Below are 21,053 nucleotides of genomic sequence, written 5' to 3'. Positions count from 1 at the left end.
AGATGGGGCTCCCGCCGGGATCGGTCGGAGGCCGAAAAAGGCAACTTCGGTGTTCTGGGAGACACGTCATAATCGCGACAAGCGCGACCGGTCCTGTTCCTTCTGCGGCAAGCGGCAAAGCGCGGTCAAAAGTCTCGTCCAAAGTCCGGCGACCTACCAATGCGCAACCTGCCAGACTGGCACGAACCTGCTGATCTGCGACGAGTGCATCCGGCTCTGCTCGGCGTTCCTCGCGGAGGAACGCGCGGGTGGCGCGACCGAGAGCTCCGCCGGCATCCGCGTCCCCAAGCCGACCGAAATCAAGGCGATCCTTGACGAGTACGTCATCGGTCAGGACCGCGCGAAGAAGGTGCTCTCGGTCGCCGTGCACAATCACTACAAGCGGATTCTGAGCCGGGAGCGGCTGAGAGACGTCGATCTTCAGAAGGGCAACATTATGATGATCGGTCCGACCGGGACCGGCAAGACGCTCCTGTCCCAGACACTCGCCAAAATCCTGCATGTGCCGTTCGCCATCGCCGACGCCACCACTCTCACCGAAGCCGGGTATGTGGGGGAAGACGTCGAGAACGTCGTGCTTAAGCTGCTCCAGGCGTGCGACTATGACGTCAAGCGTGCGGAAACGGGCATCATTTATATTGACGAAATCGACAAGATCAGCCGCAAGTCCGAGAGCGCTTCGATCACGCGCGACGTGTCCGGGGAGGGCGTCCAGCAGGCGTTGCTCAAGCTGGTGGAAGGAACGATCTGCAACGTGCCGCCGAAGGGCGGGCGCAAACATCCGGAACAGGAGTTCATCCGCGTGGACACCTCCAACATTCTCTTCATTTGCGGCGGCGCGTTCGTAGGGCTGGAACAGATCGTGGCTCAGCGCACCACGCAGAAGCGCCTGGGCTTCGGGGCCGGCACGACCACGCGCGAGGCCGCGGGGCCCGGCGGTCTGTTAAGTCGCGTCCAGCATGATGATCTGCTGAAGTACGGGCTCATCCCCGAATTCGTCGGGCGCTTCCCCGTCCTAACCACGCTTTCGGACCTCGACGAGCACGCGCTCGTCCGGGTGTTGACCGAACCGAAGAACGCGCTGGTGAAACAATACCAGGCGCTGTTCGAGCTCGAACACGTGCGCCTGGAGTTCACAGACGCTGCTGTCAAGGCCATCGCGCACCGCGCCGCCTCGATGAAAACCGGCGCCCGCGCGCTCCGCACGATCCTGGAAGACGTGATGCTGGACCTCATGTACGAGGTCCCGGCGCTGAACGGTGTCAAGTCCGTCGTCATCACCGAAGCCGTGATCAACGGCACGGGACAGCCGGACATTATCACCTGACCGGGCGCGCGGCTATGGGCAAGGGACGTTGGACATGCACAAAGCATCCCGCTTCCCGCCCGTCGCTTCCGGCTTCTTGCCTTTTGTCATTGTGATATGCCGCCCAAAATTCTCATCGCCGACGACGAGGCCAAGTGGCTGCGCATTGTTTCGCTGTACCTGAGCGGCCGTAACTGCCAGGTGACGACGGCGCTGAACGGTCACGAGGCACTCCAGAAGATCGCCGAGGATCGCCCCGACCTCATCATCGCCGACATCGGCATGCCGGGCATGGACGGCTACGAGCTGTGCAGCCGGCTCCGACGCGATGCCGCCACCCGCACCATTCCGTTCATCTTTCTCACCGCCCGCGACCAGGACACGGACCGGCTGAAAGCCCGGCGGGTCGGCGGGGACGACTACCTCACCAAGCCCTGTTCGCTGGAACGCTTGGCGCAGAGCGTCGAGACCGCGATCGATCGAATCGAGCAGGCCCGGAAGATCCCGCTCGACCGGATCGGCCTGAGCGGCCGGATCGAGGAGGTGGATCTGTTGGACCTGATTCAGACGCTGGAGCTCGAACAGAAGACCGGCGCGCTGGTGCTCAGTCACGGAGAGCGGACCGGCACGTTGTATTTTCAAGACGGGGTGATCGTGGAGGCAGAAATCCGTTCGCCGGTGAAGGAAGAACCGTTGTTTCGTTTGCTCGGGTGGAAGACCGGCCGGTTCATGTTCATCCCGGACGCGGTGCCGGAGCGGATGCCGATCACCGCCAGCATGGCCAACCTTCTCTTTCAGGATCTCCAGACCCTGCAGGAGCACGAGCGAGAGGCCGAACAACAGTGCGCTGAACCGGCGACGGTCGCCCAGGAGCAAGAGCTTCCGGCCGTCCGCCAGGTGCTCGAACGGCTCGGACGGATCGCGCAACGCGTGCGCTCGCAACGTCAGCCCGGCAGCGGTCCGTTGGCCTTGCGGGTGCTGGTGGTCGGCGCGGCCAAATCGGGCAAGAGTGAGCTGATCCAAGGCCTGGTGCACGACCTCTCCGGCTCCCGCTGGGCGGCGCTGGGAAGCGAAGAAGGCAAAGAGCTTTACCGCATCGACGTTGGCCGCGTCCGCATCTCGCCGGGCGTGGCACTCCATCTCCTCGCGGTGCGCATCGAAAAGCGGTTCTGGTCGGTCTGGGAACAGTGCCTGCCCGGCTCCGTCGGCGCGATCGTCCTGATCGGCCGGCCGCACGATGAACTCCTCGGTCACCTGCAAGCGTTTCTCAGAGCGCGCGAGGCTCTCGTCCCCGCGCTGCCGGTGCAGATTCTCCTGTCCGGGCCGCACCCCGCCGACCGGCAAGGCAGAGCCGGCGCGGACGAACTCCTCGCCGCCGAGCTCCCCGGTCTCGACCCTTCCGATATCAGACCGGGGCTTCTGCAAGACCAGGCGGTGCGGCTCGCAGTGCTGGACCGGGTCCTCGATCGGTGGCTGGCGGCGAATTGATTCGCACCAAACAGAGATTTTGGTTTCTTTGCTGGAGCGCGAGGAAGGTAACGTTGACTTTGCGGGGACTTTCCCGCCATGTTTAAGGTGGAGTGGCGATGGCGGAGAGAATGACGTGATCGTTCGCCGGCGCGGTCAGCTTCTTTTGTTCGTATTGGCACTTCTCTTGACCGTCCAGTTCCTTGGTACGGCCTGCGCGGAAAACTGGACGAACGACCGGTCCGGAGGTCCATCCCATGTCCACGATCAATTCCCCGACGAAACCGAGGGGCTGACCGAAACCGAAGACGGCGAAGAGACGGTTGAGTCGGAGTTCGCTCCCGTGCTGGGTTCCCCGCTTCACGTGACCTTGCAGGCAAGGCCATGGTGCGCCGACCACGGCTTTTGTCCGCGGGAGACTTTCAACTCGGACCTATTTCGACCTCCCATTTTCCCCTTGGTCTCACCACCTTCCGGTCCATAGCAACCAATCTTAATCGTGGCATTTTAACGATTCGTCTCACAAGTCCAGCGGCTAGCCTCCACCCTCCTTTCCGCCAACTCGGAGAGGGTCAGGGAGGGGGAGAAGCAGGGAGGCTGAATATGGCAGCAAGATTCTTCCTTCGTGTGATATCCCTCGCATCCACGGTCGCGCTGCTTCAGGGCGCGCAGCCGGTTGGCGCGGCGAACCCCAGCCCCCGCGTCTACGAACTGTCCGACATCATCGACTTGGCGCTTCAACGGAACCCGACCGTCACCGGGGCTGAGGCGGTCATCGAGCAGAGCCGCGGCCAACGGATCGCCGCCGGGGCCTATCCGAACCCCACCATTGTGGGCCAAACAGCGGATGGCGTCATTCGAGACCCCGACGGCGCTCGGCTCGTCGAGCGCATGGTCACCCTGACCCAGCCCCTGGAGTGGACCGGCAAGCGGTCGGCGAGAAAGCGGGAAGCGGAGGCCGGCCTGGCCGGCGCTGGCGCGGGATTGGAAGAGGTCAAGCTGAACCTGATCGCCGAGGTCAAGATCGCGTTCTACGAACTGCTGCAGGCCCAGCAGGCCCTCGACCTGGCCAGACAGAATTTGGAAATCGTCGAGGAGGTGGCGCGGATCGTCAGAGCCCGTGTGCAATCCGGCGAAGCCCCGCAGTTCGAGGCTATCAAAGCCCAGGTCGAGGTGTTGAAAGCCAACCAGCTCGTCACACGGGCGCAGAACTCCGTCCGGGTGAACCGGGTGGTGTTGGACACGCTCACGGTCGGCGCCCTAGGGCCGACCTACGAGATTACCGGGGACTTTGAACACTTCCCCAAGAGCATGGATCTGAGCGACTTGACCGCCCGCGCGCTCGAGCGGCATCCGACGCTCCGCCGCCTCAAACATCTGGTCGAGCGGGCTGGGCTCACGGTGGTGAAGGAAGAACAAAGCCGGGTGCCGGACATCAACGTCTTCGGCGGATACAGCCGGGAGGCCGGCCGGGAAGCGTTCTACGGCGGCATCGCCGTACCGACGCCGATTTGGTACCTGCGCCAAGGCGAAATCGCCGCGGCACTCGGCGCCAAACGCCGGGAAGAAGCGGAGCTGCTCCGAGCCCGCAACGAATTGCTCCGCGCCGTGAACCAGCATTTCCAGGACGCGCAGACGACGGCGAACCTGATCGACGTGTTCGAGCAGGGGCTGCTCAAACAGGCCCAGGAAGCGTTACGCATCGCGGAATTCAGCTTCAAGCAGGGGGCGGCCAGCCTGTTGGAGGTGCTGGACGCCCAGCGGGTCAGGCAGCAGGTGCTCGCAGAGTACGTGCAGGCCCGCTTCAGCCTGTCAGTCTCCCTGGCGAGGCTCGAACGGGCCGTCGCCGGCTTTTTATAATGGAACGCCGCTTCGCGAAACGGAAACGTTTCACGAGCCACAGGAGACGAACGGCGAGATGAGCGTGATCGCAAAGGAGGGATGGGGACTGGCGGCCGCCGTGCTGATGTTCAGCTTGGCGGCCGGGTGCGATTCCGCGCCCAATGAAGCGACCGGCGCGAAACCGAGTGCCCAGCCGCAGCAGTCCGTCAACGAGATCCGCCTCAATCCGGAGACGGTCGGACGATCTGGCATCACCGTCCAACCGGTAACAAGGGGTGAATTCCGGATATTCCGAGATTTTCCCGCGACCATCCGCCCGAACGAACGCGCGCTAGCAGACATCACCACGCTGGTGCGCGGCCGGGTCGTGGACGTGTATGCAGACCTCGGCCAGGAAGTCAAAGCCGAGGACCTGCTGGCGATTCTGTACAGCAGCGAGTTGGGATTGGCGCAATCGGCATACCTCAAGGCGCAGGCGAAACTGTATCTGGCCGAACAATCGTACAAACGGGCCGAGTTCCTGTTGAAGGAGAAAGTCATCGGCACCGCCGAAGCCCAGCGCCGCGAGGCGGAGCTGTACAGCGCCAGGGCCGAAGCGCGGGAAGCGAAAGATCGATTGCTGTTGCTCGGCATGGAGGAACGGGACATCAAGCGCCTGGACCGCGATCACAAGATCCGGTCCTACGTCCCGATCGAAGCGCCCTTCGCTGGCCGCATCATCGCCCGGAACGTCACCCGGGGCGAAGTGGTGGAGACCACGGAGAAGCTGTTCGTGGTGGCCGACCTCTCCGAGGTCTGGGTCGTCGCCAATATCCCCGAGAAGGACATTCCCTTTATCCGTCCGAACGGAACAGCCGAAGTCCGCGTTGCCGCCTATCCCGACGAGGTGTTCACGGCGAAGATCACCTATGTCGGAGACGTATTGGACCCCACAACGCGGACGATGAGCGTCCGCCTGGAGCTGCCGAATCCGCAAGGCCGGCTCAAGCCGGAAATGTTCGCCACTGTGCGCATCCATTCCGAAATCGAGTCCGGAGCGTTGCTGGTGCCAGAGTCGGCGGTGCAGCGTGATCGGAACCGCACCTTCGTGTTCGTCCAGCGCGACGCCCAATCGTTCGAGGCGCGCGAGGTCAAGCTCGGCGCGTCCAACGGCCAGATGGTCAAGGTCCTCGACGGCCTCCGCGAGGGCGAGCCGGTGGTGATCCAAGGCGCCTTCATTCTCAAATCTGAGCTCCAGAAAAAAGACATCTGACACATGGTCCGGTTGCTCGCCTTCTCTCTTCGCCAGCGCATCCTCGTCGTCGTCATCGCGTTCATGCTGGCCGCCGGCGGCGTGTATGCGTTCCGAACCATTCCGATCGACGCATTCCCCGACGTCACCAGCGTGCTTGTTCAGGTCGTGACCAAGGCGCCGGGGCTGTCGCCGGCCGAAGTCGAGCGGTTTGTCACCTTTCCGATCGAGCTGCAGATGACAGGGGTTCCGGCGCTCACCGAACTGCGTTCGCTCACCAAGGTCGGCCTGTCGCTCATCACGATCGTCTTCGAAGACAGCATGGACGTCAACCTGGCACGACAACTGGTTCTCGAACGGCTGATCGAAGTGCGGGAGTCACTGCCGCCAGGAGCCGAGCCGATGCTGGTCCCCAACACCACCGGGCTTGGCGAAGTGTTTCAGTACTACATCGAGACGCCGCAGCCGCCAGGCCAATCGGCGCACCAGGACGAGCAGGATCTGATCGACGTGCGGACCGTTCAGGATTGGGTCATCCGACCGCTGCTCAAGAGCGTGCCCGAAGTCGTGGATGTCAATTCGCTGGGCGGGTTCGTCAAACAATACCAGGTCATGGTGGAGCCCGGCCTGCTCCGCAAATACGACCTGTCACTCCGTGACGTGTTCGAGGCGGTCGCCAAGAACAACGCCAACGCCGGGGGGAACATCCTGGAAAAACATTCCGAAAAGTACATCGTCCGCGGCGTTGGCCTCATCAAATCGCTGGAAGATATTCAGAACATCGTGGTCAAGGAAGTCGGCGGCACGCCGGTGTATGTCCGCGACGTGGCCAAGGTGCAGATCGGCCACGCCGTCCGCCACGGGGCCGCCGTGCTGAACGGTGAGCGGGAGGTCGTGACCGGCATCGTCCTAATGTTGCGGGGCGGGAACGCCCGGGACGTGGTTCAAGGACTCAAAGCCAAGATCGACGAAATCGGGGAGAAGAACCTGCTGCCACCGGGGTTTCGGATTGTTCCCTTCTACGACCGGGTCGAGCTCATCACTGCGGCCCTCAACACAGTGTACAAGGCGTTGGTGGAGGGGATCGTTCTGGTCGTCGTGATCCTATTCCTGTTCCTCGGGAACGTCCGGAGCGCGTTGATCGTGACCGCAACCCTCGTCCTGGCGCCGCTTGTAACGTTCATTGTCATGGACAAAGCGGGGCTCACCGCCAACCTCATGTCTCTCGGCGGTCTGGCCATCGCAATCGGCATGATCGTGGACGGTTCGGTGGTCGTCGTGGAGAATGTGTACCGTCATCTGTCCGAACATCGCTCGCAGCCCGTCGACCGGATCGAGCTGATCCTTCACGCGTGCAAGGAAGTGGGCCAGCCGGTGATCTTCGGAATTCTGATCATCATCATCGTGTTCCTCCCGCTCCTCTCGCTGCAGGGGATGGAAGGCAAAATGTTCCAGCCGTTGGCCTACACGATCATGATCGCGCTGCTCGTGTCCCTGATCTTGTCGCTGACCCTCTCGCCGGTCCTTTGCTCGTTGGTGCTGAAGCACGGACGCGAAGAGGACACGTTGCTGATCCGCTGGGTCAAACGCGCCTACCTCCCCGTGCTCCGGTGGGCGCTGGGGCACCGTCGTGCCGTCCTGCTGGCCGCCGTCACGCTCCTTGTCGCCAGCCTGTTGCTGGTACCGTTTCTCGGCAGCGAGTTCATCCCGATCCTGAACGAGGGGTCCCTGGCGCCGCAGACCATCCGGCTGCCGAGCACTTCTCTCAAGGAATCGATCGAGATTGAGAAAGACATGCAACGCGCGCTGATGGAGTTCCCCGAAGTCACGATGGTCGTGTCGAAAATCGGGCGCTCGGAACTGGGGAACGACCCGCAGGAGCCGAACGAAAGCGACCCGGTGGTGTCGCTCAAGCCGCTGGACGAATGGACGACCGCCCGCAACAAGTCCGAACTGGTCGAGAAGATTCGCCAGCGCTTGGAACGGATTCCCGGTGCCAGCTTCCTCCTGAGCCAGCCGATTCAGCAACGGGTCGATGAATTGATTTCCGGCGTCCGGACCGAGGCGACGGCCAAACTCTTCGGCGACGATCTCGACGTGCTGCGGCAGAAGGCAGAAGAGATTGCGGCGATCTTGACGACGATCCGCGGGGTCAAGGACATCCGCGTGGAGCAACTGTTCGGCCAACCGTATCTGACGATCGACATCGACCGGAGCAAGATTGCGCGGCACGGGATCAACGTGGCCGATATCCAAGACATCATCACCACCGCCATCGGGGGCAAGACAGCCACGACCGTGTACGAAGGGCAACGGCGCTTCGACTTGATCGTGCGATTTCCCGAACAATACCGTAACAGCGTCGAGACCATCAGCAATATCCTGGTCAGCGACGCCTCCGGCGGGCTCATTCCGCTGGGCGACCTCGCCACCATCGAGCTGCGAGAGGGACCGGGCCGGATCAGCCGGGAGGGGCTCAAGCGCCGCATTTACGTGGGATTCAACACCTCGGGGCGCGATATCGGCAGCATCGTCGTGGAGGCCCAGAAGAAGATCGACGCGCAGGTGGCCCTGCCTCAGGGCTACAGCATCACCTGGGGCGGTTCGTTCGATAACATGCAACGGGCCATGGCCCGGCTGAAGATCATCGTGCCGATCACGATCGGGCTGATCTTCTTATTGCTGTTCTCATCGTTCAACTCGGTCCGTTACGCCGCGCTGATCATCCTGAACCTTCCCTTCGCCCTGATCGGCGGGATCATCGCGCTCTGGGTCACCGGCGAATATCTGAGCGTGCCTGCCTCCGTCGGTTTCATCAACCTCTTCGGCGTCGCCGTGCTCAACGGCATCGTCCTGGTGTCCTATATCAACAAGCTGCGCGACGACGGACGGCCTGTCATGGAGGCGATCATGACCGGCTGCGCCTTGCGGCTCAGGCCCGTGCTGATGACTGCGCTGGTCGCTCTGTTCGGGCTGATCCCCTTGGCGTTGGCCCAAGGAATCGGCTCGGAAGTGCAACGGCCTCTGGCCGTGGTGGTGATCGGCGGACTGGTCAGCTCCACGTTGCTCACGCTGGTCGTCCTGCCCGCCCTGTATCCCTGGTTCGATGAACTCAGGTGCCGCGACGAGATGCCGGCGCCGAAAACCCGCGCAAGCCGCGCTCCCTCCGAGGAACCGGTGAGCGCCTAGCACGCAAGCGCCAGCCGAATGAGAAGCTCTCCATCAAGAATTCCTCCCCCCTCCGGCAAGACCTGGATATTTCCTCGTTTTTAACGGGCTTTTTGTCTAGTGGGCTAGGAATCGACACTCATGGTAGCTAGAACCATCGGCAGCGGGCCGAAGACCCCCATCTGGAGGTGTCAAATGGCCGGACAGGCGGGCCAACCATATGGGCGCATTGTCGTCTTATGTTTTTTCGCCTCGCCCGCCCTTACAGATGAGAACGGACGTCCACAGAACCAGCAGCGGCCTCCTCCTGCTCATCGCGGCGCTGACGCTCATCGCTGCCTGCGCATTGCCGCAGGAGGTCTCCAAGACGCCGCGCAGCGCGGTGGAACAACTGCTGCTCACCCACGCCGTCGAACGGGCGCTGGCCAACGTGACCGTGCCGCTGCCGGCAGGCGCGACCGTCGCCGTCGAGGTCAGCGGCCTCCAAACCGATCGCGCGCACGTGCACCTGCAGCGCGAAGGCGACTTCGGAGTGATCGACGCGCCATCGTGGGACCTGGCCTTCGTGCGCGACGCGGTCGCCGCGCGGCTGGGCGAGCAGGGCTACCACCTGAAGCCGCACCCCAGCGAGGCCACTTATCTGGTCCGCGCCATGGTGCTGGCCCTCGGCACCAACCAAGGGAATACCTTCTTCGGGCTGCCGCCGATCCAAAGCGTGCTCATCCCGTTTTCGCTGCCCCAGATCACCCTGTACCAGGAGCAGGATCAGTTGGCGCACGCGCGGCTGTACCTGGACATCTATGAGACCGCCACCGGCCGGTTCGTCCGGTCCACCCCCTGGACCACGGGTAACGCGTACTACAATCAGTACACGGTCCTCTTTTTCTTCACCTTCCGCACCACCGACATCTTGCAGGTCCCGTGACGGTCGCGTTGAGGATCGCGGCATTTCATGTCATCCTACAGAGCAGCGCCGTCTGGATGCGGTAAGCCCCCTGGGGTCTTGCGCTTCAATGTACGTGTTCTGAGCTGCTGGCGACATGAACGGGACGAAAACCAGTCCGCTGACGATTCTCGCGGCGCTCGGATTTGCGGCGTGCGTGTGCGCGCTGGATTTTATGCCCTCCCCTGGCTGGTCATGGACGGCGCTCTATGTGATTCCCGTCGTCTGGATCGCATTGTGGTCCTCGCCGGACGACGTCAGGCTGGTGACCGCAGTGGCGATCGTCGCTACCGTGTTGGCATTCATCCCCTGCCTTGTTCCGCAGGACGGCGACGGCGCCTGCGTGTCGAACGGAGAACGACTGATCACCACAGGCGCGATCTGGCTCACCATGCTCCTGTCCGTGTCCCGCAAGAAAACGCAACGGACCTTCAAATGGATCAACCTCTCCGGCAAGCGGTGAGCGGATTTCACGCGGATGGGTGCACCCATCCTCCATAATGTCTCGGCCGCGACGTTTTCCGTTTTCGTATCCGCATGCCTCGGCTCGCACCTGAAGCAGAAGGGAACCGTTTGGATGCCAAAGCGATGGATCAGAGGGATGCTCGTCTGCTGCCTCACCGGACTGGGTGGGCCGACGCCGACCTGGGCCGACGAAGTGCGGTTGCTCAACGGCGATCGCATCACGGGCGAGATCGTCAAAATGGAAGAGGGCCGGCTGACCGTGAACACCCCGCACAGCGGGAACGTCACCATCGACTGGAAGCAGGTTGAGCGCCTTTCCTCCGAGAAACCGCTGAAAGTCCAGGTCGATGGAAAGACGGAAGCGGAGAGCCTCGCCGAGCTGTTCTTCGGGAAAGCCCTCATCGTTGAAGCGACGGAACTCGGCACGACCGGCTCGCTGCCCCTCTCGGAAGTGAAAGCCATCAACATCGAGCCGGTCCGCTACCGCGGCACGGTCAATATCGGCGGCAATAGCACCCAAGGCAACACCGACACCAGAGCGGTCAACGCCTCGACACGCTGGACGATCCGGTCGGAGCGACATCGGTTTCTCCTGGAAGGCAAATACAACTACGGAGAGGTCGGAAGCCGGGTTACCGTTCGCAACTCCTTGGCCTCGCTGAAATATGATCTCTTCCTCTCCCAAAAGATCTTCGTCAATGCGGCGGGTCTTTTTGAAAAGGATACGTTTCAGAATTTGACACTGCGCACGACGCTCGGCTCAGGTCTGGGCTATCAATTTTTGGAGAGCGCCCGGGCGACCGTCGCGGGTGTTGCTGGCCTCGCCTATGTCAGCGAAGACTACACCAACGCCCCCCAGACGCAGACGCCCTCCGCGCGCTGGTCGTTGCGCACCGAATTCACCCTCGTGCCCGACCGCGTTAAAGCGTTTCACAAGCACGAGGGGTTCTATGATTTCGCCGAGCGCAACGCCATCCGATTTTTCGCCGACCAGGGCGTCCGGGTCACGGTCTACGAGAATCTCTTCGTGAATTTCGAATACGACCTCCGCTACAACGGCGCCCCGGCGCCGGGCCGCAAGCGGATCGACGAAGCGTTCATTTTCGGCCTGGGGTACGAGTTCGGCAGCTAGCCATGCGCGTGCTGGTCATCAACTGCGGCAGCTCTTCCGTCAAGTTCCGGCTGTTCCAGGTGGAGGAAACGCGGGCGGGGCAAGACCCGGCGCCGAAGGAACTGGGACGAGGCGCCGTCAGCGGTATCGGCGGGCAGGCGGTCTTGGAACTGGCCTCGCAGGGTGGGACTCCCAGCCGGTCCACGCGCATGACGGCGGATCACCAGGATGCGATGGCCTGGGTCTTGGAACATATCGAGCGTGACGCAGTTCAGGCCGCCGGCCATCGGGTCGTCCACGGCGGCGAGCGGTTTCACGCACCGACGATCATCGACGACGAAGTGATCGCCGAGATCGAACGGCTCGGCGAACTGGCGCCGTTGCACAACCCCGCTTCTCTGGCCGGCATCAAGGCGACGCGGCGGCACTTCGGCCCGTGGATGCCGATGGTGGCCGTGTTCGACACGGCGTTTCACCACGGGCTTCCCGCCGAAGCGGCGGCCTATGCTATTCCACAGGACATAGCGTCCCGCCATCGCATCCGGCGTTACGGCTTCCACGGCATCGCCCACGCCTCTCTCGCGGCCGGCTACGCCGCCTTCACCGACAAACCGCTTGCGCAAGCCCGGCTGATCACCGTACATCTGGGAAACGGATGCTCGGCTGCGGCGGTCCACGGAGGCCGGTCTATCGAGACCTCGATGGGCTTCACGCCTCTGGAAGGGCTGGTCATGGGAACTAGGTCCGGCGACCTCGACCCGGCGATCGTCGCCTACCTCGCTCGCCGGGAAAGAGTCGGTCCGGACGAGGTCGAACGCTGGCTGAACGAGCGGTCTGGGCTTCTGGGGCTGTCTGGGCTTTCGCCTGACATGCGTGAATTGTTGCAAGCCGAGGAGCGCGGGAATGCTCGTGCCGCCTTTGCGATCAGGAGCTTTTGCTATCGGGTGCGCAAGTATATCGGCGCCTACCTGGCCGTTCTCGGTGGGGCGGACGCGCTGGTCTTCGGGGGAGGCATCGGCGAGAACGCGCCGGCGATTCGCGCCCGCATTTGCGAAGGCATGGCGTGGTGCGGTCTCGAGCTGGACCAGGCCCGCAACGAGGCCGTACAAGGCCTCGCCGCAGGAACGGCCGCGTTCATCGGTCGAGCAGACAGCAGGATCCCGTGCTACGTCGTCGGCGTGGACGAAGAAACCGAGATCGCGAGGGAAACGGTCCGGGTTCTGTTCGGAAATCGCGGCCGGCCCATAGCAAACAGCGAGCAGTTCTGAGCCGTTCGCTCTCGGCTATTCGCTGCGGCAGCCGACCGCTATTCAGAAGAGTTGACGAGGGAGACATGGACAAGACAGAGGCACAGACCGAACGATCGCTCGCGGAACGGGCCGCCGAACTTCGATCAGCCGATCCGCAGTTGGCCCGATGGGCCGAGGGTTACGGTGTCATCCGGCACAACGACGAGACGCAGGTGAGGATTCACGAACTGGCCGCCTCCGTGACCGGTTCCGGTTCACGCGGAGACGGGATCGCCTTGTACGACCTGCTCATCGCGCTGGATCGGCTGGCGAGCGCCGGGCTGTGGCTGGTCGTGCATCAGACGTACGCCCGCAACGTCTACCTGGACGGACGATCGCTCGCGACCGATGACTTCAAGCCCCGCCCCGAAGGCCACACCGGCGGCTCGCTCAACATGGTGCCAGCCTATGCGGGCTATCTGGCGGCCAATGTCTGGTCTGGCCACACGCGCGGCTGGCTTATGGGACAGGGTCACTGCGTCTCGGCCGTGGACTCCCTCAATCTCCTCGTCGGCAACATGACGGAGGCCCACGCAACTCGCTATGCGGTCACCGATGAAGGGTTAACCCGGTACGTCCGCGATTTCTACGCCTACCGGTTGCGCAAAGACGGTCGGCAGGATTCCCCTTTGGGCAGCCACGTGAACGCCCACACGGCCGGCGGCTTGGCCGAGGGCGGCTACCTGGGCTTTGCCGAACTCCAGTATGTCCACATGCCGCTGCCGGGCGAGCGGTTGGTGGTCTTCCTTTCCGACGGCGCCTTCGAAGAACAGCGCGGCAGCGACTGGGCCCCGCGTTGGTGGCGGGCGGAGGATTGCGGGCTGGTCACGCCGATCATGATCAACAACGGCCGGCGCATCGACCAACGCACCACGATGTCGCAGCAGGGGGGAGTCGAGTGGTTTTGTGCGCACCTGAAGCTGAATGGGTTCGACCCCATCGTGTTCGACGGACGCGATCCGGCCGCCTTTCTGTGGGCGATCCTGGAAATGGAGCGTCGGCTGGAGGCAGCGGCGGAGGCGATCAAAGCCGGGCGAATCCGGTATCCTATCCCGCTCCCCTACGGCATTGCAGTGGCGCCGAAGGGGGCGGGGTTTCCGGGGGAAGGCACCAACCTCGCCCACAACCTCCCGTTGATAGCCAATCCCCGCATCGATCAGCGCGCGGCGGACCTGTTCAATCAGGGAGCGCGGCAGCTCTGGGTACCGAAAGCGGACCTGGATGCCGCGGTCACGGCGTTCCGGCAACACCGAGCGTCCGGCCGGCCGTTGGAGCGCGACCATGTCCTCGCGCACCGCGCGGTCGCGCTGCGCGACGTCCCGGCGCCACCGTTTCGCCCGGTCGCTCAAGAGCGGCGTTGGGACGCCGCATCCTGGACCTTTGCGTCGCCGATGACGGCTATCGACCGCATGTTCGTGTCGATCCTGCGGGCCAACCCTCATCTCAGGCCGCGCGTCGGCAACCCCGACGAGATGCTTTCCAACCGGCTTGTCGAAACCCTGGCATACTTGAAATTCCGGGTGACGGACCCGGAACCCGGCGTGCCGGAAAGCGTGGATGGGGCGGTGGTCACGGCGTTGAACGAAGAAGCCGTCGCTTCCGCGGCGCTGGCCAACAAGGGCGGCATTAATCTGATCCACACCTATGAAGCGTTCGGCACGAAGATGCACGGAGCGATCCGGCAGGAGATCATTTTCGCCAACCATTGCGCCGAGGCGGGCCGGCCCCAGCGGTGGCTCTCGATCCCGCTGATTCTCACATCCCATACCTGGGAGAACGGCAAGAACGAGCAGTCACACCAGGACCCGAGCATGGCCGAGGCGCTACTCGGCGAACCGTCGCACGTGTCGCGCGTCGTCTTCCCGGCGGATTTCAACACGGCGGCGGCGGTCATGGAACGCCTCTACCGAACACAGGGCCAGGTCTGGACGATCGTGGCACCCAAGGCAGACACCGTACCGGACCTGTTCACCCCGGAAGAGGCTGGATGGCTGGTCGAGATCGGCGGCGCCCGGCTGGACTGGACGTGTCACGATCCCGAGCGCGCGCGGATCATCGTGACGGTCGTCGGCGCATATCAGCTTACCGAAGCGATCCGGGCTTCCCGCCGGCTGTCGGAGCGCGACATCCCACATGCGGTGGTCTATCTCCTTGAACCGGGCCGCTTCCGGACGGCGCGCAACGGGAGGGAACAGGCCCATCAGGCGCCGGCGTCGCTGGTCGAGCGGTTGTATCCGGCCGCGGTGCAATCCCGGCTGTTCCTCACCCACACGCGCCCGGAAACGCTGCTCGGCCTGCTGGGCCCCCTGCACACCGGGCCACGCACGAGCGGCTTGGGCTACATCAACGAAGGCGGCACGTTGAACACGCCGGGCATGTTGTTCGTCAACCGTTGCACCTGGGCGCACGCGCTGCTTGAAGCGGCGCGTCTGATGGAGTTGCCCCGCGAGCGGCTGCTGTCCGCCGAGGAGTTGGAGGCGCTGGATGGGCGGCGCAGCCCCCACGGGGTGATCATTCCGGATGTTTCCCCATGATGTTAACGGTATTGTCCCTCCTGGAGCCCATCGGAGGTCGCCTCCACCTCGGCTGAACTTTGAGACGTTTGTTTCAGTGAAGCAGGCAACGTATTTCATCGACCGTCATTTCTGTCGTCGATTGCTGGGGACCGAATCAAGGAACACCTTCAGCCGCAGGCCCCCTTGCATAAGCCCGGCGTATCAGCTATGCGGAAAGCACAGAACTTCCTGCCGGGAAGCGCTCAGTTCCTCTCCACCGCATCTCCTTTTGGACGTGACAGAAAGAAGCACCGAAACGCGTGAAGAAGGACAAGCCGAGTAAGACGCCCATCGTAACGAGGCCTGCTTCCAAGGACGCGCACCGGCGCAGTGGAGGCATCTTGTTGGCGACGGACTTTCTCCAACCTTCGCGGCGGGCGTTCGCATACGCGCTCAAGCTGGCCGCTGCACGCCATGCGCATCTGCTGATCGTTCACGTCCTCAAGACTGCGTTGAACGGTAAGCCGCCTGTTCGGACCGTGAGCCGCCGCCTCAACGCGATGAAGACAGCGGCGCTGCTGGAGTTAGGCCGCATGGCACGGATGGCGCAGGAGAAGGGCATCGCCGCCCATCCCTGCCTACTCTATGGGAGCCCGATTGCCTCGATTCTGGAAAAAGCTCAGGACGTTCGGGCCGAGCTGATCGCCCTGGGCACGCACGGGCGTACGGGGTGGGATCGGCTGCAGCTTGGCAGCACGGCCGAGGCTGTCCTGCGCGGAGCCCGTTGTCCGGTGATGACAGTGCGCGGCGCGATTGCCGGAGATCCCAAGCCGTCCGCGCTCGGCGCCATCAACCGGGTGATGGTCGCCACCGATTTTTCGTCACATGCCGCCCAAGCGGTTGCGTTTGTCGTCCCGCTCGCGCTCGCCTTGAAAGCGCGGGTCCTGCTCGTCCACGCCCAAGTCCCTCCGGCTCACGGCGCCGCCGGCCGAACGAACGTCCCCGGAGCACCCGGCATGTCGAACGGCTCAGGCAGGTCGCCGCAACGATTGTTGGAACGCCTGCTCTCCTCGCTCAAGGAAAAAGGCATTCCCGCCGACGCCTTGTGCGGGACGGGGGACCCCGTGGCGGTCATTCTCGGAGAAGCCCGCCGCCGGAAGGCCGATCTTATCGTGGTCGGCACGCGCGGCCGCCGGGGGCTGCCGCGCCTCATCCTCGGCAGCGTCGCCGAGCAGCTCGTCCGGCGCGCGGGCTGTCCGGTGCTGGTGGTAAAGGGCGGCGCACGGTCGGCGCAACTCGTTTAGGTGTCCATGCGGACTTCATGGAACACTCGTTGACAACGCTTCCGGTCGAATATCTGTTGCTAGGAGCCTCGCTCCTGCTGATCGTGAGCGTGATCGCCAGCAAGGCCTCCGGCCGTCTGGGCGTTCCCGCGCTCCTGCTTTTTCTCGTGATCGGCATGCTCGCCGGCTCCGACGGTCCCGGCGGCATCCACTTCGACAATCCGTGGCTGGTTCAGTCGCTTGGTGTCGTTGCCCTGGCGTTCATCCTCTTCGCAGGGGGCATGGACACCGATTGGGAACATATTCGTCAGGTGGCATGGACGGGGCTAGCCCTGTCCACGCTCGGCGTAGGCGCCACCGCCCTGCTGGTCGGGTGGTTCGCCACCGCCGTGCTGCACATGAGCTGGCTGGAGGGACTGCTGCTCGGCTCGATCGTGTCCTCGACCGACGCCGCCGCGGTGTTCGCGGTCCTGAGATCCAAGCACGTGAGTCTTCGCGGCCCGCTCAAGCCGTTGCTTGAGCTGGAGTCCGGCAGCAACGATCCGATGGCGGTGTTTCTGACCGTCGGCATGATCGCGTTGCTGATGGAGCCGGCAACCTCGGCCGTCGATCTTCTTCCCATGTTCGCGCGGCAAATGATCCTCGGCGCCGCGCTGGGCTACGGCATGGGCCAGGTGATAGTCCTGCTCATCAACCGACTGAAACTGGAATATGACGGGCTGTATCCGGTCCTGACCTTGTCCCTCGTGCTGCTTACGTACGGCGCGACGGCCTGGCTGGGCGGAAACGGATTCCTCGCCGTGTACCTGGCCGGCCTGAGAATGGGCAACAGCGCGTTTCTCCACAAACAGAGTCTGATGCGCTTTCACGACGGTCTTGCGTGGCTCATGCAGATCGTGATGTTTCTGACGCTTGGGCTCCAGGTCTATCCATCGCAGCTCGTCCCCATCGCGGGAGCGGGGTTGCTGCTCTCCCTGTTTCTCATGATTGTCGCCCGGCCCGTGGCTGTCCTGACCACGCTCAGCTTCTCCCGGCTGAGCCTGAGGGAAAAGTTGATGGTCGCATGGGTCGGGTTACGCGGCGCGGTGCCAATCGTGCTGGCCACGTTTCCGCTGCTGGCCGGCGTCCCGGACGCCGGCCTGATCTTCAACGTGGTCTTTTTCATCGTCCTGACGTCGGTGCTGCTGCAAGGCACGTCGATTCCGCTGGTGGCGAGATGGCTCCAGGTGGACGCCCCGCTGGCGAGCCGGCCTCCGGCCTATTCACCGCTCTGGGAAGCGCCCAGCAGCCTGAAGAGCGGGCTGATCGAGCTGAGCGTTCCGGAGCACTCCAGGGCCGTCGGACAGCGCATCCTTGACCTCGGCTTTCCCGAAGGCGCATTCGTTATTCTGATCGCCAGAAACGGCCAATGCTTTGTCCCCAGCGGCGGCACGGTGCTCGAAGCGGGCGATACGCTGCTTGTGTTCACGGACCAGGCTTCAGTCATAAAACTCCGCGCGATCCTTGATGCGCGCCGGCAGCCGGCAGCCGCCGATGTCGCGGAAGAACGCCGACCCGAGAGGTCCGTTTCCTAATGCCGAAACGTCCCGCCACCGGACAACCGTCCATGCCGACCCGGGCCGTCTCGGACGCCGCGTTGCACCATCTGCCCGCGCATGAAGTCCTGCTGTTGTTGGAGACCGATCGGACGCGGGGTCTCACCGCCGACGAAGCCGCGAAACGGTTGGAGCGCTTCGGCCCGAACGTCCTGCCTTCCTTTCGACGCCACGGCCCCCTGATCCGATTTCTCTTCCAGTTCCACCATCCGCTGATCTACATCCTGCTGGCCGCCACGGCCATCACCGTATTCCTCGGCGAATGGGTGGACGCCGCCGTGATCTTCGGCGTGGTACTGGTGAACGCCGTCGTCGGTTTCATCCAGGAAGACCGAGCCGAAAAGTCGCTGGACGCCCTGGTGGCGATGGTCAAGACCGAAGCCGCAGTAGTGCGGGACGGACGGAAATGCATGATTCCATCTGCCGAGGTCGTGCCGGGCGACCTGGTGTTGCTGCAATCCGGCGACAAGGTGCCGGCTGATCTCAGGCTGATTGCGGCGCGGGAATTGCGGATCGATGAATCGGCTTTGACCGGCGAATCCGTGCCGGTGGCCAAAGAGGATCTTGTGCTGCCGCCGGAAACGATCGTCGCCGACCGGCGCAATATGGCTTTCTCCGGTACGCTGGTCACCTACGGCCAGGGCATGGGGGTGGCCGTCGGCACCGGAGCCGATACGGAACTGGGGCGGATCCACCAACTGGTCGGCGAAGCGACCGAGATTGCGACGCCGCTGACAAAGAAGCTCGCCTATTTCAGCAAAGTCCTGACGGTCGTCATCCTGGGATTGGCGGCCGTGACGTTTCTGCTCGGCCTCTGGCGGGGACAACGGCCGGCGGAAATTTTTATGGCCGCGATCGCCCTGGCGGTCGGCGCGATCCCGGAGGGGCTTCCGGCGGCGGTGACGATCACCCTCGCGATCGGCGTGAGCCGTATGGCGCAGCGGCACGCCATCATCCGCAAGCTGCCCGCCGTCGAGACGCTGGGCAGCACGACCGTCATCTGCACCGACAAGACGGGCACATTGACGAAAAATCAAATGACCGTCCAGGTCATCTGGACCGGCGGACGCTCCTTCACCGTCGAAGGCACAGGGTATGAGCCGATCGGCGCGATTCGGGAGGACGCCGCAGGTCAATTGTCAACCGTCGATCGCGAAGACGCAGACGTCGCGCACAGCACACCACACGCCTCGCGCGATCCTGGTCTTCACGAGATCTTGACGGCGGGAGCGCTGTGCAACGATGCACAATTGGTCGAGCAGGACGGCGCATGGGACATCGTGGGCGATCCGACGGAGGGCGCGTTGCTGGTGGCGGCCCGCAAGGCCGGACTCGATCCCGAGCGCCTCGCCCGGACCTCTCCTCGTCTGGACGCCATTCCGTTTGAATCCGAGCGGCAGTACATGGCGACCTTGCACCGTCCGGCCGAAGGGGCGCCTGTGGCGTATCTGAAAGGCGCCGTCGAAACAGTCCTCGGCCGGTGCGACCGGATGCTCACGGCAGAGGGGGAAGAGAGACCGTGTGATCCGAACCTCGTCCTGGCCGAGGCAGAACGATTGGCGGCTCAAGGGCTCCGACTCCTGGCGTTTGCCAGGCGGCACGTCCCACCCGATGTGACCGCGCTGCAGGAACAGGACGTCGCCTCTGGCCTGGTGTTTCTGGGGCTGCAGGCCATGATGGACCCGCCGCGGCCGGAAGCCGTCGCCGCCGTGCGCGCCTGCCAGACGGCGGGGATTGCGGTCAAGATGATCACCGGCGACCACGCGCAGACGGCGCGCGCGATTGCGGAGCAGATCGGGCTGAACGGCGTGCGCGGAGCATCCGGAGCCGGGTTGCAGGTGATGACCGGCGTCGACCTGGCGGCCTGTCCAGCCGCGCATCTGCCCGAGGCGGCGGATCGCACGGCGGTCTTTGCGCGGGTCTCCCCCGAACAGAAGCTGCGTCTGGTGGAAGCGTTGCAGGCCAGGGAGCACGTCGTGGCGATGACCGGGGACGGCGTTAACGACGCGCCGGCGCTCAAACAGGCGGACATCGGCGTCGCGATGGGACGGAGCGGCACCGAGGTGGCGAAAGAAGCCGCCGACATGGTGTTGACCGACGACAATTTCGCGTCGATCGAAGCCGCCGTGGAGGAGGGCCGCGGCGTCTTCGACAATCTGACGAAGTTCATCGTGTGGACGTTGCCGACCAATATGGGCGAGGGATTGGTGTTGCTGGCCGCAATCGCCGCCGGGACGGTCCTACCGATCCTGCCCGTCCAGATCCTCTGGATCAACATGACGACGGCAGTCGCGCTGGGCATGATGCTGGCGTTCGAACCGAAAGAACCGGGAATCATGCGCCGCCCGCCGAGGGATCCGCAGCAACCGATCCTGACCGGCACACTGGCGGAGCGTATCGTGCTGGTCTCCGCTTTGATGCTCGCCGGGGCCTACGGGGTGTTTCTCTGGGAACATCAACGCACGGCTTCCCTCGAAGCGGCCCGCACGGCGGCGGTGAACGTCTTCGTCCTGGTGGAATTGTTCTACCTGTTCAATTGCCGCTCGCTCGACCATACGATGTTCCACATCGGGGTCTTCAGCAATCCTTGGATCTGGCGGGGCGTGGCGGCCATGCTCGCGCTACAGCTCCTCTTGACCTACGCGCCGCCGATGAATCGCCTGTTTCATACGAGCCCGATCGACGGGCCGGCCTGGGTGCTGATTCTGGCCGTCGCCGTAGCGGTGTACCTCATCGTCGGAGTCGAGAAATGGATTCGTCGGCACTGGCAGGCGCGGCGGGCGGAATCGGTCAGAAGGGCATGAGGACAACCGGCATGCATTGTGTTCCTCGCCGTTTGCCGCTTGTTATCGACTATC

The 21,053-nt window shown here is 63.7% G+C and carries 14 protein-coding genes; 13 read left to right on the top strand and 1 reads right to left on the bottom strand.

Going from position 1 to position 21,053, the window contains the following annotated elements; genetic code table 11:
• Nucleotides 1–49: 49 nt before the first annotated feature.
• Both clpX and ACWHTU_RS05650 read left to right on the top strand, forming a co-directional pair.
• Nucleotides 50–1,327, top strand: a complete 1,278-nt coding sequence (gene clpX / locus ACWHTU_RS05655) for an ATP-dependent Clp protease ATP-binding subunit ClpX (RefSeq protein WP_447862329.1) — start codon at nucleotides 50–52, stop codon at nucleotides 1,325–1,327.
• A 96-nt stretch (nucleotides 1,328–1,423) separates the two neighbouring features.
• Nucleotides 1,424–2,794 carry a response regulator gene (locus tag ACWHTU_RS05650; RefSeq protein WP_447862328.1) on the top strand — a complete coding sequence of 457 codons (1,371 nt, stop codon included), beginning with the start codon at nucleotides 1,424–1,426 and terminating at the stop codon, nucleotides 2,792–2,794.
• Nucleotides 2,795–2,876: 82 nt separating this feature from the next.
• On the opposite strand, the gene ACWHTU_RS05645 is transcribed toward ACWHTU_RS05650, so the two are convergent.
• Nucleotides 2,877–3,137: a hypothetical protein gene (locus tag ACWHTU_RS05645; protein ID WP_447862327.1), complete on the bottom strand. Its 261-nt coding sequence runs from the start codon at nucleotides 3,135–3,137 to the stop codon at nucleotides 2,877–2,879.
• 239 nt (nucleotides 3,138–3,376) lie between these two features.
• Between ACWHTU_RS05645 and ACWHTU_RS05640 the strand changes: the two genes are divergently transcribed.
• From ACWHTU_RS05640 to ACWHTU_RS05590, 11 genes are all read left to right on the top strand, one after another.
• Nucleotides 3,377–4,633 carry a TolC family protein gene (locus tag ACWHTU_RS05640; protein WP_447862326.1) on the top strand — a complete coding sequence of 419 codons (1,257 nt, stop codon included), beginning with the start codon at nucleotides 3,377–3,379 and terminating at the stop codon, nucleotides 4,631–4,633.
• Between the two features lie 58 nt (nucleotides 4,634–4,691).
• On the top strand, nucleotides 4,692–5,867 hold the full coding sequence (locus tag ACWHTU_RS05635; RefSeq protein WP_447862324.1) for an efflux RND transporter periplasmic adaptor subunit: 1,176 nt from the start codon (nucleotides 4,692–4,694) through the stop codon (nucleotides 5,865–5,867).
• Nucleotides 5,868–5,870: 3 nt separating this feature from the next.
• Nucleotides 5,871–9,035 carry an efflux RND transporter permease subunit gene (locus ACWHTU_RS05630; protein ID WP_447862322.1) on the top strand — a complete coding sequence of 1,055 codons (3,165 nt, stop codon included), beginning with the start codon at nucleotides 5,871–5,873 and terminating at the stop codon, nucleotides 9,033–9,035.
• Nucleotides 9,036–9,282: 247 nt separating this feature from the next.
• On the top strand, nucleotides 9,283–9,939 hold the full coding sequence (locus ACWHTU_RS05625; RefSeq protein WP_447862321.1) for a hypothetical protein: 657 nt from the start codon (nucleotides 9,283–9,285) through the stop codon (nucleotides 9,937–9,939).
• Between the two features lie 115 nt (nucleotides 9,940–10,054).
• Nucleotides 10,055–10,420: a hypothetical protein gene (locus ACWHTU_RS05620; RefSeq protein WP_447862320.1), complete on the top strand. Its 366-nt coding sequence runs from the start codon at nucleotides 10,055–10,057 to the stop codon at nucleotides 10,418–10,420.
• A gap of 138 nt (nucleotides 10,421–10,558) precedes the next feature.
• A complete protein-coding gene (locus tag ACWHTU_RS05615; RefSeq protein WP_447862319.1) occupies nucleotides 10,559–11,554 on the top strand; it encodes a DUF481 domain-containing protein in 996 nt (331 codons plus the stop codon).
• A gap of 2 nt (nucleotides 11,555–11,556) precedes the next feature.
• Nucleotides 11,557–12,801: an acetate/propionate family kinase gene (locus ACWHTU_RS05610; protein ID WP_447862318.1), complete on the top strand. Its 1,245-nt coding sequence runs from the start codon at nucleotides 11,557–11,559 to the stop codon at nucleotides 12,799–12,801.
• 65 nt (nucleotides 12,802–12,866) lie between these two features.
• Nucleotides 12,867–15,356, top strand: coding sequence for a phosphoketolase family protein (locus ACWHTU_RS05605; RefSeq protein ID WP_447862317.1), 2,490 nt, complete (start codon nucleotides 12,867–12,869; stop codon nucleotides 15,354–15,356).
• Between the two features lie 362 nt (nucleotides 15,357–15,718).
• Complete coding sequence (locus ACWHTU_RS05600; protein WP_447862316.1) at nucleotides 15,719–16,621, top strand: universal stress protein; 903 nt, start codon at nucleotides 15,719–15,721, stop codon at nucleotides 16,619–16,621.
• Nucleotides 16,622–16,650: 29 nt separating this feature from the next.
• Nucleotides 16,651–18,174, top strand: a complete 1,524-nt coding sequence (locus ACWHTU_RS05595) for a potassium/proton antiporter (protein WP_447862315.1) — start codon at nucleotides 16,651–16,653, stop codon at nucleotides 18,172–18,174.
• A 32-nt stretch (nucleotides 18,175–18,206) separates the two neighbouring features.
• The gene (locus ACWHTU_RS05590; RefSeq protein ID WP_447863315.1) at nucleotides 18,207–20,999 is read left to right on the top strand and encodes a cation-transporting P-type ATPase; all 2,793 of its coding nucleotides are present in this window, start codon (nucleotides 18,207–18,209) and stop codon (nucleotides 20,997–20,999) included.
• The last annotated feature ends 54 nt before the right edge of the window (nucleotides 21,000–21,053 follow it).

Source organism: Nitrospira calida, assembly GCF_976986435.1.
Note: the sequence above shows the minus strand (reverse complement) of the source record. Positions and strands in the feature narration are given on the sequence as shown.